Source organism: Robertmurraya sp. FSL R5-0851 (assembly GCF_038002965.1).
In the GTDB taxonomy this organism is placed as follows: domain Bacteria; phylum Bacillota; class Bacilli; order Bacillales; family Cytobacillaceae; genus Robertmurraya_A; species Robertmurraya_A beringensis.
This window is the reverse complement of sequence record NZ_JBBOOE010000001.1, coordinates 3,355,427-3,369,772: the sequence shown is the minus strand read 5'-3', so window position 1 is coordinate 3,369,772 and position 14,346 is coordinate 3,355,427. Positions and strand designations below refer to the sequence as shown.

The following is a 14,346-nucleotide window of genomic DNA, read 5'->3' as shown; positions in this document are numbered from 1 at the left end:
GTGAGGAATAGATGTTGGATAAGATCATTGTGAATTATTTAGGTAGAGAAAAACGCTATGCGATACTCAAGGATCAAAAAGTTGAGAAGCTGTATATTGAACAACCAAAGCAGCAGTCGCTCGTTGGGAATATATATGTTGGTACAGTAACTAAAGTCATGCCAGGGTTACATGCTGCTTTTGTTGATATTGGAGAAGAAAAACAAGGGTTCTTACATAGAGACAAGCTCGTTTCATTTTTATCATCAAAAGAGGATAAGACGATAAAAGAGAGCAAAGGGATTAGCTCATTTGTCCACCAAGGGGAGAGACTCCTTGTTCAGGTGGAAAAAGATGCAAGCGGCGATAAAGGACCACGTTTAACAGGTATTGTCGAGCTTAACGGAAAGAACATTGTGTATTTGCCGAATGGCTATTACGTCGCTGTATCAAGAAAAATAGAAGATCCACAGCAAAGAGAAAGCTGGCGTCAAATAGGGCATGAGCTGAAAGAAGAGCAAGAAGGGCTCATTTTTCGTACATCATGTACGGAGGCAAATAGGGAGGAAATTGAAACAGAGCTTCACCAGTTGCGAATTCAATATGATGAACTCACAAAATCTATAAAAATGGTAAAGAAACCTTTGATTGTTCACGAAAGTGAGCATTTTATTAAGGAGCTAAGAGAAGAACTAAAAAAGTTGGAGTCTGCAGCTATTGTAATTGATGATGCCAGCCTAAAGGAAAAATTATTAGCAGATTTAAATAATCAAGTATATGATATTATTTATCATCATGACAAACAAAATATATTCTCCGCTTATGGGATTGAAGAATCCGTTGAAAAAGCATTAAGACGAGTCGTCTGGCTGTCAAATGGTGCGTATATAGTCATTGATGAAACGGAAGCTCTTACCATTGTTGATGTGAATACGGGAAAGTATTCAGGGAAAAATCATCTTCAAGATACGGTTGTTAAGACGAATGAGCTAGCTGCTGAAGAGATTGCACGTCAATTAAGAATAAGAGACATTGGTGGAATTATTCTAATTGATTTTATTGATATGAAGGATGTAAATGACCGAGAAATAGTGCGGAAGAAGCTGGAAAGAGCTTTGAATAAGGATCATAAACGAACAAAAATGGTTGGATTTACACAGCTAGGTATCATGCAGCTTACTAGAAAAAAAACAAAAGTAGCACTTTCTGAAGGTTTAACAGAAAAATGTAAAGTATGCGATGGGACTGGGAGTGTACTAAGTGCAGAAACGGTCGCCTTCAAGCTGGAACGAGAGCTTTGGGAGCTAAGGGGGACCGATTATGAGTCTGTTACCATTGAAACGACGGAAGCTGTAAAAGATGTGTTTTCTGGCTTGGAAGGAAAACATTTAAAAAGAATGGAAGAATTAATTCAGGCAAACATTCGTTTTATTAACATAGCGAACAATAAACCTTTCTATAAAATAACCAAGCTCATCTAACCGTGAGCTTTTTTATATTGACAATAAGAGAAAAAATATGATAATATCGTTTATGTTATGTTTGTAGCACCCGTGCTACAACCGCGCAGATCAGGTTATAAGTCTTTCTCTAGAAAAGCGCCTGTGATGGCGAGTCTTAGTTTATAAGGAGGTGCAGTTCATGTACGCAATTATTGAAACAGGCGGAAAGCAAGTAAAGGTAGAAGAAGGACAAACTATCTACATTGAAAAGCTAAGCGCTGAAGCAGGCGAAACTGTTACATTTGACAAGGTTTTATTCGTTGGTGGAGAAAGCGTAAAGGTAGGAAACCCAGTTGTTGAGGGTGCTACTGTTACAGCTAAAGTCGAAAAGCAAGGTCGCGCTAAGAAGATCATTGTTTTCAAGTACAAGGCGAAGAAGAACCAACGCAAAAAGCAAGGTCATCGTCAACCATACACAAAAGTTGTCATTGAAAAAATCAACGCGTAAGGCGGTCTAAGATGATTCAAACGACGATTTATCGTACTGAATCTGGACACATAAAGTCGTTTACATTGAGCGGTCATGCTCTCTTTGCTAACCGAGGGGACGATATCGTCTGTGCCGGTGTCTCTGCCGTTTCATTCGGTGCTATTAACTCAGTTATTGCGTTAACAGGTGTTGAACCCGAAATTGAGCAAGGAGATGGTGGATTTCTCCGCTGTGTGTTTCCTACCAATCTCTCTAAGGACATACAGGAGAAGGTTCAGCTACTGCTAGAAGGCATGGTCGTTTCACTACAAACGATTGAGAGAGATTACGGGAAATATGTAAAAATTACCTTCAAAAAGTAGGAGGTGGACAATAATGTTAAGATTAGATCTTCAGTTTTTCGCTTCTAAAAAGGGAGTAGGTTCTACAAAGAACGGTCGTGATTCACATGCAAAGCGCCTTGGTGCTAAGCGTGCAGATGGTCAATTCGTATCTGGTGGTTCAATCCTTTACCGTCAACGTGGCACTAAGATTTACCCAGGTGTTAACGTTGGTAAGGGTGGAGATGATACTCTATTCGCGAAAGTGGACGGAGTTGTTAAATTCGAACGCCTAGGACGTGACCGTAAGCAAGTGAGCGTATACCCTGTAGCTCAAGAAGCTTAATTCTTTTAGAAAAAACTCTAACCATTAGGTTAGAGTTTTTTTAATCATAAAGCTATTACCAAGGTTTTCTTTTTTGCTATACTAAAAACAAGCAGTTTTCTGACTGATAACGAAATTGGTACAGGAGTGCATGAGATGAATAGAGATTGGACGACGGTTGAGTTGCTGAGTCACTCTCGTCACGATTGGTTAAATAAAGTACAGCTCATAAAAGGTAACTTATCTTTACATAAATACGACAGGGTAAACGAAATCATTCAGGAAATTGTTATTGAGGCACAAAATGAGGCTCGTCTCTCTCAATTACATACACCACAGCTTGCTGCCCTCCTTCTTACCTGCAACTGGAACAACTTCTCTTTTCAGGTAGATTATGAAGTGCTCGAGGCATCTACCGACAACCAAAACATAATTAATGATAGTTTGGCACTGAACTGGATAACCTCTTTTTTTGAGTGTTTACAGCAGACAGTTCAGGAGTTTGCTGAGAATCATCTCTCAATTACAATTGAAAGGCAGCAAAAGGCAGCCTGTTTCTTTTTGGATTTTAGTGGAATAATAAAAAATAGGACAGGTCTTGTAGAATTTTTCGAAAGAAAAGAAACATTAATAGAAGTAATCGTTCATGAATGTTCGGAACAGGAATTTTCGTTACAGGTATTCTTACCATATGAGGAATAATTGGATTATTCGATTCTCGTCATGTGATGACAACTTCTATCAGGCTCATTACTTTAGAGCAACAACATAGGACAGACGGGAGGATATAAGATGTTTGTAGATCAGGTAAAGATTTACGTAAAAGGTGGAGACGGTGGAAACGGAATGGTAGCATTCCGCCGTGAGAAGTATGTACCAAAGGGTGGACCTGCTGGAGGTGACGGTGGGAAAGGTGCAGATGTAGTATTTGTGGTAGAAGAAGGCTTACGAACGTTAATGGATTTTAGATACCAAAGACATTTTAAAGCTCCCCGCGGTGAGCATGGGATGTCCAAAAATCAACATGGAAAAAACTCAAAAGATATGATTGTTAAAGTTCCACCAGGGACTGTCGTAACAGACGCAGAAACAAATGAAATTATTGCAGATTTAGTTGAACATGGACAACGTGCAATTATTGCTAGAGGTGGTCGAGGCGGCCGAGGAAATTCCCGATTCGCTACACCAGCTAATCCAGCACCTGAGTTATCCGAGCATGGTGAGCCAGGACAGGAAAGGGATGTAATTCTTGAACTCAAGCTTCTTGCTGATGTTGGATTGGTTGGCTTCCCTAGTGTTGGAAAGTCTACGTTATTGTCTGTCGTTTCTTCTGCCAAACCGAAAATTGCTGAGTATCATTTTACAACAATTGTTCCAAATCTTGGAATGGTCGAGACAGAGGATGGAAGAAGCTTTGTAATGGCTGATTTGCCAGGACTAATTGAAGGCGCTCACTCCGGTGTAGGACTTGGTCATCAGTTTTTGCGACATATTGAAAGAACAAGGGTCATCGTTCATGTAATTGATATGGCTGCAACAGAAGGAAGAGATCCTTATGAGGATTACGTAACGATCAATAAGGAGCTACAGGAATATAATTTACGGTTAACTGAAAGACCACAAATCATCGTTGCCAATAAAATGGATATGCCAGATGCTGAGGAGAACTTAAAATCCTTTAAAGAAAAATTAACAGATGAATATCCGATCTTCCCTGTATCAGCGATTACGCGACAGGGACTTAGAGATTTACTTTTTGCGGTTGCTGATAAAATTGAACAAACTCCTGAATTTCCACTTCATGAGGAAGAGCTTGAGAGTACAGGAATACACCGCGTGCTTTACAAACATGAAGCGGAGCAGACAGAGTTTGTTATTACGAGAGATCCAGATGGAAGCTTTGTGGTTTCAGGACATGCAGTGGAAAGATTGTTTAAGATGACGGACTTCTCTAGAGACGAGTCGATTAAACGTTTTGCTCGCCAGCTTCGTGGCATGGGAGTCGATGAAGCGTTAAGAGAAAGAGGAGCAAAAAATGGTGATACAGTAAGACTTATGGATTATGAATTCGAATTTTTAGATTAGTATATCGCAGCGCTTTACCTGGGGGTGGGGAAAATGAGAGAAGAAGATATATTAGACAAGAAGTTTTACTTAGTACGTGAAGATGTGCTGCCGGAAGCGATGAAAAAAACACTCGATGCAAAGGAAATGATTGAACGAGGGAAAGTTGAGTCTGTGTGGGATGCTGTTCAAAAAGTTGACTTGAGCCGCAGTGCCTTTTACAAATATAGAGATACAGTCTTTCCTTTCCATACGGTTGTAAAAGAACGGTTAATTACCTTGTTTTTTCATCTTGAAGATCGTTCGGGTACTCTTTCACAGCTGCTTGGTGTGGTAGCATCATCGGGTTGTAATGTATTGACTATCCACCAGACAATCCCACTTCAAGGTAGAGCCAACGTAACGCTATCTTTAAATACGACGGATATGGCTATTGAAATTGAAGAACTGCTTGCACGATTACGCAGGATGGAATTTGTAGAGAAGGTTGAAGTACTAGGGTCAGGAGCATAATTGCTTCCGCCCTGTTTTTCATTTGTATACATATTTTGTTTAAAGTGATAAAGTGATTAAAAGAGAGATATGGATTGTGGTAACAAAGGAGAGAGAATATTGAAAGTAGCATTTTTAGGACCAAGAGCCACGTTTACTGATTTAGTGACAAGAGAAATGTTTCCTCATGAGGAGCGAATTCCTTATGCCACAATTCCGGATTGCTTAGATGCAGTAATGGAAGAAGAGGTTGACGTTACGGTTGTTCCGCTTGAAAATACACTAGAAGGATCAGTAAATATTACATTGGATTATTTAATTCATGAAATAAATTTACCGATAATTGCTGAGGTGACAACTCCTGTAAAGCAGCATTTACTTGTACATCCATCTGTGAAAGAGAGATGGCAGGAGGTCACTAAAGTATTAAGCCATCCTCATGCGATTGCTCAATGTCATAAGTTCCTTCATGGATCATTAAAAGGTGTACCTTGCGAGAATGCAACGAGCACAGCTGCTGCAGCGAAGTATATTATCGAACATCCGGATGAAACCGTAGCGGCTATTGCTAATCAGCTAGCTGCTAAAGAATATGGACTAGCGATTGCAAAAGATAATATACACGACTATGACTTTAATCATACAAGATTTATCGTACTATCAAAGAAAAACATCCCACTTCAACCAAGCACCATTGAAGTCAAAGGTTATAAAACGACTGTAATGGTTACATTGCCTACGGACCGATCAGGTGCCCTACATCAAGTGTTATCTGCTTTTGCATGGAGAAAATTAAATTTATCAAAAATTGAGTCACGTCCAATGAAGACGGGACTGGGAAATTACTTTTTTATCATTGATATTGAGGAAAAGATGGACGAGGTTCTCATTCCAGGTGCGATTGCCGAACTAGAAGCGCTCGGTTGTAGTGTATCGGTGCTTGGTAGCTATCCGTATTTTCATGAAATAAGATAAGAAATGCAGAACCGTAACCCCTAGTTGCTAACGGGCAACTAGGGGTTTTTATTTTCGATCAATAAGAAAACCTGCTTTGTCCAGTGCTTCTTCGACTTGATCAAGGATATGCTCAGATGGTGCGGAGATGGTGTGAATATGAATGCCTCCTGTTAACTCTGAGAGGTAGGAAGATTTGGTTGATTGCATCTTCTCTAAAAATTGCTTTACTTCTCTACGATTTGACACCATGATCGATGCTGTCAAATCTCCGTATATATGATGTTCAATTCTTACGTCTCTGACAGTAACTCCATGATCAACAAGCAAATTTAATTCTTCTTCTGTCTGCTCAGGGGGGTGTGAACAGGCAATGGTTCGATAAATCGGTGCATCATTCGCTTGATTGGAGAGATATAAATAGCCCTGGCTTGTTGCCATAATTGGCTCTCCTTTGGCCTTTAAAAGCGTTATGTCTCCAACAATTACTTGTCTGCTAACATTCGTTCTTGTTGAGAGTTCTCCTCCTGTTATCGGTGCAGCACTTGATTTTAGCCATTCAAGAATGAGCTCACGACGGTTTTCTCCTAATATCTTTTTCTCATTCATTTTAAACGTCTCCCTTATTGTTAACACTACAATTATTTTACCATACTTGTTATTTGATTATCACGCTGTGGCGCTTCCTGGATGATTGAAATCATTGTTCGTGCCAACCCTTTGACATCTGCTTCCGTTGTATGAACCCCAAATGATATACGAATGAACTCTTTTGCCGACTTATCATTAATACCTAGAGCTAGCATGGTTTTAGAAGGGGAAGTTCGTCCCACTTGGCAGGCACTTCCAGTAGAGATTGCGTATCCTTTGCGGTTAGCCTCTAGCATCACCCATTGGCCTTCAAGTCCTTTTATTCGGAGACCTAGTATGGATGCTAACTGAGCATTTGCATGGCCATGAACAATGATCTCATCTCTTACGTCCATTAGTTGGGTGAGAAATTGTTCGCGTAAAGATTTTATGTGTTCATCATTGTGATTCATGTTTCTTACTTGTTTATTAGCAGCTGTAACCATGCTAACAATTGCAGGAATATTCACTGTTCCTGGTCTCATTCCACGCTCATGTGATGTGTTTGGATAAAATGAATCAAATGGAATGGATGGTGAAATATATAAAGCACCGATTCCTTTGGGTCCATATATTTTATGACCTGAGATCGCAAGGCTATCTACGAATGGAGAAATCGCTTCTACATCCAACTTCCCGAAGGATTGTACACAGTCACTGTGTAGAAGAATTCCATTTTCCTTACAAAGCGTTCCAATTTCATTTAGTGGCTGTATCGTCCCAATTTCAGAATTTACATGTTGTATACAAGCAAGTACGGTATCATCACGAATAGCGGACTGAAACTGCTGTACATCAATCATTCCATTTTCCATTAAGGGCAATTCAGTAACCTCATAGCCTTTTAACATTTTTAAGGATGAATGGATAGAGGAGTGTTCAGCAATATTCGTGATAATATGCTTTCCCTTTTTTGATGATTGAGATAAAAGAGATTGAACCGCAAGAAAATTCCCTTCAGAACCTCCGCTGGTAAAATAAACTCCTTCACTCTTTACACCTAGTAATCTTGCAATCTCCTCCCTGCAGCCTTCAAGTAAGGTGGATGCACGACTCCCTATATCATGTAGGCTTTGAGAATTTCCATAATACTCAGTTGATGCTTTAACAAATGCTGAGGCAGCTTCAGGGTCCAGTGGACAAGTAGCAGCATAATCAAAATATTTCATTGTTCTCCTCCAAACGATTAGATTTCCTTCACAAAACACTTGTCATAATTGTAATTGTATGTAAATATAAGTGTCAAGACACCTGTAAAATACGGATGGTGATAAAATGATACATTCCGATGTGTTAATTATTGGAAGTGGAGTGGCAGCTTTGCAATTAGCAAGGAAGCTTAGCTGTGATATAAATGTGATTATTCTCACAAAGTTGAAAGCGACAGATGGAAATTCAAATCTCGCACAGGGTGGCATAGCGGCGGCAATAGATATCGAAGACCGTCCAGATAAACATTATCTTGATACGTTAGAGGCAGGAAGGTACACGAATGATCGTGAGCTAGTGAAAGAAATGACAGAAATGGCTCCGTCCCTAATTAAAGAAATGGTTTGTGATGGATGTACGTTTGACCGAGCGAAAGATGGAAGCTTACTACTTGGATTGGAAGGAGCACATAGTCATAACCGAATCGTTCATAGCGGTGGGGATGCAACAGGGAAAAAGGTAATGAAATTTTTATTAAAGGAAACCATGCATGCACGAATAATAGAAGAAATGGTTGTTTACGAGTTATTGGTTAAAGACGGAAGATGTATCGGGGTAAAAGGTAAAGATAAGCATGGTGAGACCAATATTTTCCTTGCAAATCATGTGGTCCTAGCAACAGGAGGTCTAGGTCAACTATATAGTTTCACTTCTAACGCGGAGACGGTAGTAGGAGACGGAATTGCACTTGCATACCGTGCGGGTGCAGAGGTAGCAGATTTAGAATTTATTCAATTCCACCCCACTCTTTTGTTTGTCGATGGGAAGTGTCAAGGATTAGTTTCAGAAGCAGTTCGAGGTGAAGGGGCATTCCTAACTTTACAGGATGGAACTAGAATAATGAAAAATGTTCATCCAATGGGAGACCTAGCACCCAGACATATTGTGTCACAAACCATATTTGATTATTTGCAAGCAGGTGAGCAAGTATTTTTAGATGTTCGTCATATAAAAGAGTTTACTAAGAAGTTCCCAACCATAACCAAAATGTGCGAGGAGAATCGAGTTAATCTTTCAAAAGGTCTTATTCCGATTGTGCCTGGCTGCCATTTTGTCATGGGGGGAGTGAAAACAGATCATTATGGTCGTACAAGTGTTAAAAACCTATATGCAATTGGTGAGGTAGCTTACACAGGAATTCACGGTGCCAACCGATTAGCTAGTAATTCCTTATTAGAAGGTCTTTTTTTCGGAAAGAGACTGGCCGAGATTTTGAATCAGACAGTCAAGCAGGCTTCATATTCCATTATCGAAACAAGTTCAAGGGAGATGGGAACAGTGTCACTCCCAGATAAGGCAGTCCTGCAGGAAAAAATGATGAAGCATGCAGGAATTGTAAGAAACAAGAAACATCTACAAGAGCATTTAGAATGGCTAGAGAGTTTCCAAATAAAAGAACTTATTAGTTGTTCCATCGATGAAAAATCAAAGGAAGATATCCAAGTGATATTTATGTTAATTACCGCTTGGTTAGTTACGAAATCAGCTCTTCTTCGAGAAGAGAGTCGTGGTGGGCATTTTCGAGGGGATTTTCCATCTGAAGATAAGGGATGGCTAGAGAAAAAAATCATTTTAAAACATGAACAGGAGCAGGGAGATTTCTATGAACAAATTAAAGCTGCGTTTGCAACTTGAACAATTTTTCCTGGAGGATATTGGGGAGCGAGATGTAACAAGTGAACTAATTTTTGGCGAAGAAGAACGAGGGGAACTTGTATTTATTGCAAAAGAGAATGGCATTTTCTGTGGAGAAGAGATCATTCGGACAGGGTTCACACTTCTAGATACTGATGTGGTTATTGATCTTGAAGTTAGGGATGGAGAACGGTTTGAACAAGGCCAGAAGTTAGTATCCATTTTAGGACATGTAACCACGTTACTGAAGGGGGAAAGAGTGGTACTTAACCTTGTTCAGCGAATGAGTGGAATCGCTACTCGAACAAGAGAGGCTGTAAATATATTAGATTCTACTTCTACTAAAATTGTAGATACACGTAAAACGACACCAGGACTTCGGATGCTTGAAAAATATGCGGTTCGATGTGGTGGAGGCTTTAATCACCGATTTGGTTTATACGATGGAGTAATGATTAAAGACAATCATATCTCTTTTGCAGGTTCCATTTCTAAAGCTGTGCAAAAAGTAAAGTCCCATTTAGGGCATATGGTAAAAATCGAAGTGGAAATTGAATCGAAGCAGCAGTTGTTAGAAGCGATTGAGGCTGAGGCAGATGTGATTATGTTTGATAATCGTACACCTGATGAAATCAAAGAGTGGATCACTTTGGTTCCAAAAGGAATCGTAACAGAGGCTTCTGGTGGTATTACGTTAGAGAACCTGGACACGTACAAGCATACAGGAGTGGATGTTATTTCATTAGGATTTTTAACACATACGATTCAGTCAATTGATATTAGTGCGAAAGTTCATGTGAAGTAAGTAAGAGAGGATGAATGAGATGAATCTATTTGAAGTGATTGAAAAAAATAAGCTTTTGCCTGACCAATACAAAGAACTAACCAAGGAAGAAATGGAAACCAGAGTTCAAGCCATTAAAGAAAGATTAGGAAACAAACTATATATTCCTGGGCATCATTATCAAAAAGATGAAGTTATACAATTTGCTGATGATACAGGAGATTCATTAAAACTTGCGCAGCTTTCTGCAGAGAATCACGAAGCAGCATATATTGTGTTTTGCGGCGTCCATTTTATGGCTGAAACGGCGGATATATTAACAAAGGATACACAAAAAGTGATACTGCCAGATATGCGAGCAGGTTGCTCAATGGCAGATATGGCCGATATATACCAAACGGAAAGAGCGTGGTCAGAGCTACAAAATGTATTTGGTGATACCATTCTTCCTTTAACCTATGTGAATTCCACTGCAGCCATAAAATCTTTTGTTGGGAGACGTGGTGGTGCAACAGTCACGTCGTCCAATGCTGAACATATGGTCACATGGGCATTTACTCAAAAGGAGCGGATATTATTTCTTCCTGACCAGCATTTAGGGAGAAATACCGCTTTCAATCTAGGGGTGCCGTTAGAAAAAATGGCGGTTTGGGATCCGATCTCTAATACTTTACAATATGAGGGGAAATTAGAAGACGTAAAGGTAATTTTATGGAAGGGACATTGCTCTGTTCATGAGAACTTTACCATTCATAACATTGCGGATATCCGGACCAGTAACCCTGATATGAAAATTATTGTTCACCCAGAGTGTAAGCGTGAGGTAGTGGAGCTATCTGATTTAGCAGGTTCGACAAATTACATTATACAGCAAATTGAGGCATCACCTGCTGGTTCTGCTTGGGCCATTGGAACGGAAATGAATTTAGTGAATCGAATTATTCAGGATCACCCAGATAAACAAATTGTATCTTTAAACCCGCATATGTGTCCGTGTCTAACCATGAACCGTATTGATCTGCCTCATTTATTATGGGCGTTGGAAAGTATAGAACAAGGGGAACTTCATAATGTTATAAAGGTCGAGGCTGAAATTGCAGAGTATGCAAAGCTTGCTCTTACAAGAATGCTTGACCAATCCTAAAAGGCTGCAGCCCTCCAATCATTTGGAGGTTTTTTTTGTGAGAAAAAAGGGGACAATTCATATTCTTTTTGAAAAATTCATAAGTTTTTATGTAGATTGTTAGCAATTTGCCCACTCCGACATACAATATATGGACTTACGCATAGGAGGGAAATCAGAGTGAAAATCCATATCGTACAGAAAGGGGATACTCTTTGGAAAATCGCCAAGAAGTACGGCGTGAATTTTGAAGAGCTGAAAAAAATGAATACGCAGCTCAGTAACCCTGATATGATCATGCCCGGTATGAAAATCAAAGTACCATCCGGTGGTGGAATGATAAAGAAAGAAGCCCCTATCACTGGAAAGCCGGAAGCGAAAATAAATATGGGTACAAAAAAAGAGATGCCTAAAGAACAGCCAATTGCTCTAGCACCAAAAGAAGCGCCTAAAAAAGAAATGCCGATTGAACAACCGCCAAAGATGGAGGAGAAAATCGAACCGATTGCAGAGGCTCCAAAGAAGCCGTTCAAGCCAAAAATGCCAGTGATTCCTGAAATTGATATTAACAACTATTATATGATGAATATGGCGAATTTATCTGTACAACCGCAACAACAAGCAAAGCCTGTACCAAAGCCACCGAAACCAGTTAAAGAAGAAATAAAGCCAAAACAATTATCACCTGCTGAAGTAAAAGCTCAACCAGCACCACAATTTCCAATGCAACCCAAACAGCTTCCTGCGGAAATGACCTTACCAGAGGTAAAACCTTTACCGGAAGTGAAGCCAATTAAAGGTGTAAAACCACTGCCAGAGGCCAATACTGACGTTCCAAACTTTACTCAAGGAGGGGGTTACGGACCCATGAATCCAATGTACCCACAAAATTTCTATCCATATCCACAAGCTAATCCAGGATTTGGTCAGCCAACAGGTTTTGCTCCTCAAGCACCATATCCACAGGTTCAAGGTGCAATGACAGGTGCGCCAACGATGCCAACGATGCCATATGGGATGATGCCTGGAGTTCCAGGAATGGGTATGCAACCGTTCGATGATGAATCTTCATCATTTATGCCGGAAATGCCAATGATGCCAGGTCAAGTGATGGGTGTACAAAATGGACAAATGCCAATGATGCCAGGTCAAGTGATGGGTGTACAAAAAGGACAAATGCCAATGATGCCAGGTCAAGTGATGGGTATACAAAATGGGCAAATGCCAATGATGCCAGGTCAAGTGATGGGTGCACAGGATGCACAAATGCCAATGATGCCAGGTCAAGTGATGGGTGCACAGGATGCACAAATGCCAATGATGCCAAATCAAGTGATGGGTGCACAGGATGCACAAATGCCATTAATGCCAACAGAAGTAGCTGGAGTTCAAGATATGCCAATGTATCAAGCTCCTATGCATCAAGCTCCTATGTATCCTTATCCACCATATCCTGCACCATTGTTTCCTTGTGGACCAATGATGCCTGGACCAGGATACTTCCCACCAGCCTATCCATCTATGGGTATGCCACAACAAATGCCATATAGTCCAATGCCACAAGTGCAAGGGGTAATGGACCAAATGGAATCACCTAGTATGGATAATTACCAAATGCCTTTAACACCTAATTATTCTGCTCCAGCCGTACAAGGAGTACAGGATGATTGTGGATGTGGCGGTCCTGCAATGACGCCGTACGGAATGGGAACAGGCTTTGCACCCGGAATGCCACCAGTCTATGCTCCACCCTACGGACAACCGATGGCGCAGTCACCTTATATGAATCCTTATGGGTACGGTCCATCAGCACAAGGAATGCCTAGAGGTCAAAATACGACTGATGAAAATGATGAATAATGCTAGTGGAGACGATTTAACTTTAAATCGTCTCTTCTCCTATTTACAGGAAGAGCTCGTCACTCCGATTGAATCGATACACCCAATAAGAAAGAACGTTTATTTGTTGCAAAAGGGTAATCAATTTGTTGTATTAAAGGGGTTTAGTCATTTAAGAAAACTGCAGATCCAAAAGGCTTTTACTTCTTCTTTAAGGCAAGAAGGGTTTAAGAATTCATATATATTTCAAAACCTCGAAAAAGAATCACCACTATACTTAGACGGTACGTATTACGGATGTCTTGAACACATACCACTATCCTCCAGCAGTCCTTTTTCTTATGAGTCCGAAAAAGAAAGAAAAGATGGGCTTCGTCTCCTTGAAGAATTTCACCAGACTACAGGTAAGCTTTCAAGAAGGTATCAAACAGTACTAAAAGAATACAATCTTATGTTGAAATGGAGAGAACGTGCAGCTCGTTTTATTAATAATTTATCCATTATTAAATTTTTTGTGCAGCAAGAAATACTAAATGAAGTAATGGAGTGGGCCGATTTTTCCTTAAAGGGGCTCGAGTTAGAGTATTCATTTTTAAATAATCATGATCAAGTGATTCTTCATGGCGATTTAGCCCACCATAACTTTATTCGTGGTATTGACTCAGAACTATATATAATTGATTTCGACTTAGTTTCAATCGGTAGTCCAGCCTGTGATTATTTACAATATTGCAATCGAATTCTGCCGAGTCTCGATTGGTCTTTACAAGATCTTACAGAATATGAGCAAATACGCCCGTTTTTAAATAATCGCGGATTTTTATATGCTTTATTATTTCCAACAGATATCTTTCGAGAATGGAATCGACTTATTAAAGATCGTCAATATTCAAGCACATTTCAAGTAAGGCAGGTTCTTGATTTAACTGTACGGCAATTTTTTAATCGACAAAGCTTTGTAGAGCAAGTAAAGCTTTTACTTGAAAATTAATTGGTTGTTAATGTCAGGATTAAAAAGCCATAACCCTCACACCCTATAAATGAGCATGATCATGCTCTC

General features: G+C 39.9%; 15 protein-coding genes and 1 other annotated feature. Of the genes, 13 read left to right on the top strand and 2 right to left on the bottom strand.

The window, feature by feature from the left end; all coding sequences use genetic code 11:
- The first annotated feature begins 14 nt into the window (after positions 1-14).
- The 8 genes from MKX65_RS17410 (at position 15) to pheA (ending at position 6,087) form a co-directional block, all read left to right on the top strand.
- Positions 15-1,460 (top strand): Rne/Rng family ribonuclease, encoded by a 1,446-nt coding sequence (locus MKX65_RS17410; protein ID WP_340904767.1) that lies wholly within the window; start codon positions 15-17, stop codon positions 1,458-1,460.
- A gap of 69 nt (positions 1,461-1,529) precedes the next feature.
- Positions 1,530-1,607, top strand: a sequence feature (ribosomal protein L21 leader region).
- A gap of 13 nt (positions 1,608-1,620) precedes the next feature.
- Positions 1,621-1,929: a 50S ribosomal protein L21 gene (rplU, locus tag MKX65_RS17405; protein ID WP_340904766.1), complete on the top strand. Its 309-nt coding sequence runs from the start codon at positions 1,621-1,623 to the stop codon at positions 1,927-1,929.
- Between the two features lie 11 nt (positions 1,930-1,940).
- Complete coding sequence (locus MKX65_RS17400) at positions 1,941-2,273, top strand: ribosomal-processing cysteine protease Prp (protein ID WP_160547635.1); 333 nt, start codon at positions 1,941-1,943, stop codon at positions 2,271-2,273.
- Between the two features lie 13 nt (positions 2,274-2,286).
- A complete protein-coding gene (gene rpmA / locus MKX65_RS17395) occupies positions 2,287-2,577 on the top strand; it encodes a 50S ribosomal protein L27 (RefSeq protein ID WP_160547636.1) in 291 nt (96 codons plus the stop codon).
- 135 nt (positions 2,578-2,712) lie between these two features.
- Positions 2,713-3,258, top strand: a complete 546-nt coding sequence (locus MKX65_RS17390) for a Spo0B C-terminal domain-containing protein (protein WP_160547637.1) — start codon at positions 2,713-2,715, stop codon at positions 3,256-3,258.
- A gap of 90 nt (positions 3,259-3,348) precedes the next feature.
- Entirely contained in the window at positions 3,349-4,641 is a 1,293-nt protein-coding gene (gene obgE / locus MKX65_RS17385) for a GTPase ObgE (protein ID WP_340904763.1), read from the top strand.
- A 33-nt stretch (positions 4,642-4,674) separates the two neighbouring features.
- Positions 4,675-5,133 (top strand): ACT domain-containing protein, encoded by a 459-nt coding sequence (locus MKX65_RS17380; protein ID WP_160547639.1) that lies wholly within the window; start codon positions 4,675-4,677, stop codon positions 5,131-5,133.
- Positions 5,134-5,232: 99 nt separating this feature from the next.
- On the top strand, positions 5,233-6,087 hold the full coding sequence (gene pheA, locus MKX65_RS17375) for a prephenate dehydratase (RefSeq protein ID WP_160547640.1): 855 nt from the start codon (positions 5,233-5,235) through the stop codon (positions 6,085-6,087).
- A 48-nt stretch (positions 6,088-6,135) separates the two neighbouring features.
- Here the strand turns inward: pheA and MKX65_RS17370 are convergent, their stop codons facing one another.
- A complete protein-coding gene (locus MKX65_RS17370; RefSeq protein ID WP_160547641.1) occupies positions 6,136-6,675 on the bottom strand; it encodes a transcription repressor NadR in 540 nt (179 codons plus the stop codon).
- A 32-nt stretch (positions 6,676-6,707) separates the two neighbouring features.
- Positions 6,708-7,865 carry an IscS subfamily cysteine desulfurase gene (locus MKX65_RS17365; RefSeq protein ID WP_340904759.1) on the bottom strand — a complete coding sequence of 386 codons (1,158 nt, stop codon included), beginning with the start codon at positions 7,863-7,865 and terminating at the stop codon, positions 6,708-6,710.
- A gap of 106 nt (positions 7,866-7,971) precedes the next feature.
- Here MKX65_RS17365 and nadB point away from each other — a divergent pair, with 106 nt between their 5' ends.
- The 5 genes from nadB to MKX65_RS17340 all read left to right on the top strand — a co-directional run bounded on the left by nadB (position 7,972) and on the right by MKX65_RS17340 (position 14,277).
- Positions 7,972-9,540, top strand: coding sequence for an L-aspartate oxidase (gene nadB / locus MKX65_RS17360; RefSeq protein ID WP_340904757.1), 1,569 nt, complete (start codon positions 7,972-7,974; stop codon positions 9,538-9,540).
- Complete coding sequence (nadC, locus tag MKX65_RS17355) at positions 9,509-10,345, top strand: carboxylating nicotinate-nucleotide diphosphorylase (RefSeq protein WP_160547644.1); 837 nt, start codon at positions 9,509-9,511, stop codon at positions 10,343-10,345. The genes nadB and nadC overlap by 32 nt, the downstream gene beginning before the upstream one ends.
- A gap of 19 nt (positions 10,346-10,364) precedes the next feature.
- Entirely contained in the window at positions 10,365-11,468 is a 1,104-nt protein-coding gene (gene nadA / locus MKX65_RS17350; protein WP_340904756.1) for a quinolinate synthase NadA, read from the top strand.
- 159 nt (positions 11,469-11,627) lie between these two features.
- Entirely contained in the window at positions 11,628-13,307 is a 1,680-nt protein-coding gene (gene safA, locus MKX65_RS17345) for a SafA/ExsA family spore coat assembly protein (protein ID WP_340904755.1), read from the top strand.
- Entirely contained in the window at positions 13,291-14,277 is a 987-nt protein-coding gene (locus MKX65_RS17340; RefSeq protein WP_160547647.1) for a phosphotransferase, read from the top strand. The genes safA and MKX65_RS17340 overlap by 17 nt, the downstream gene beginning before the upstream one ends.
- The last annotated feature ends 69 nt before the right edge of the window (positions 14,278-14,346 follow it).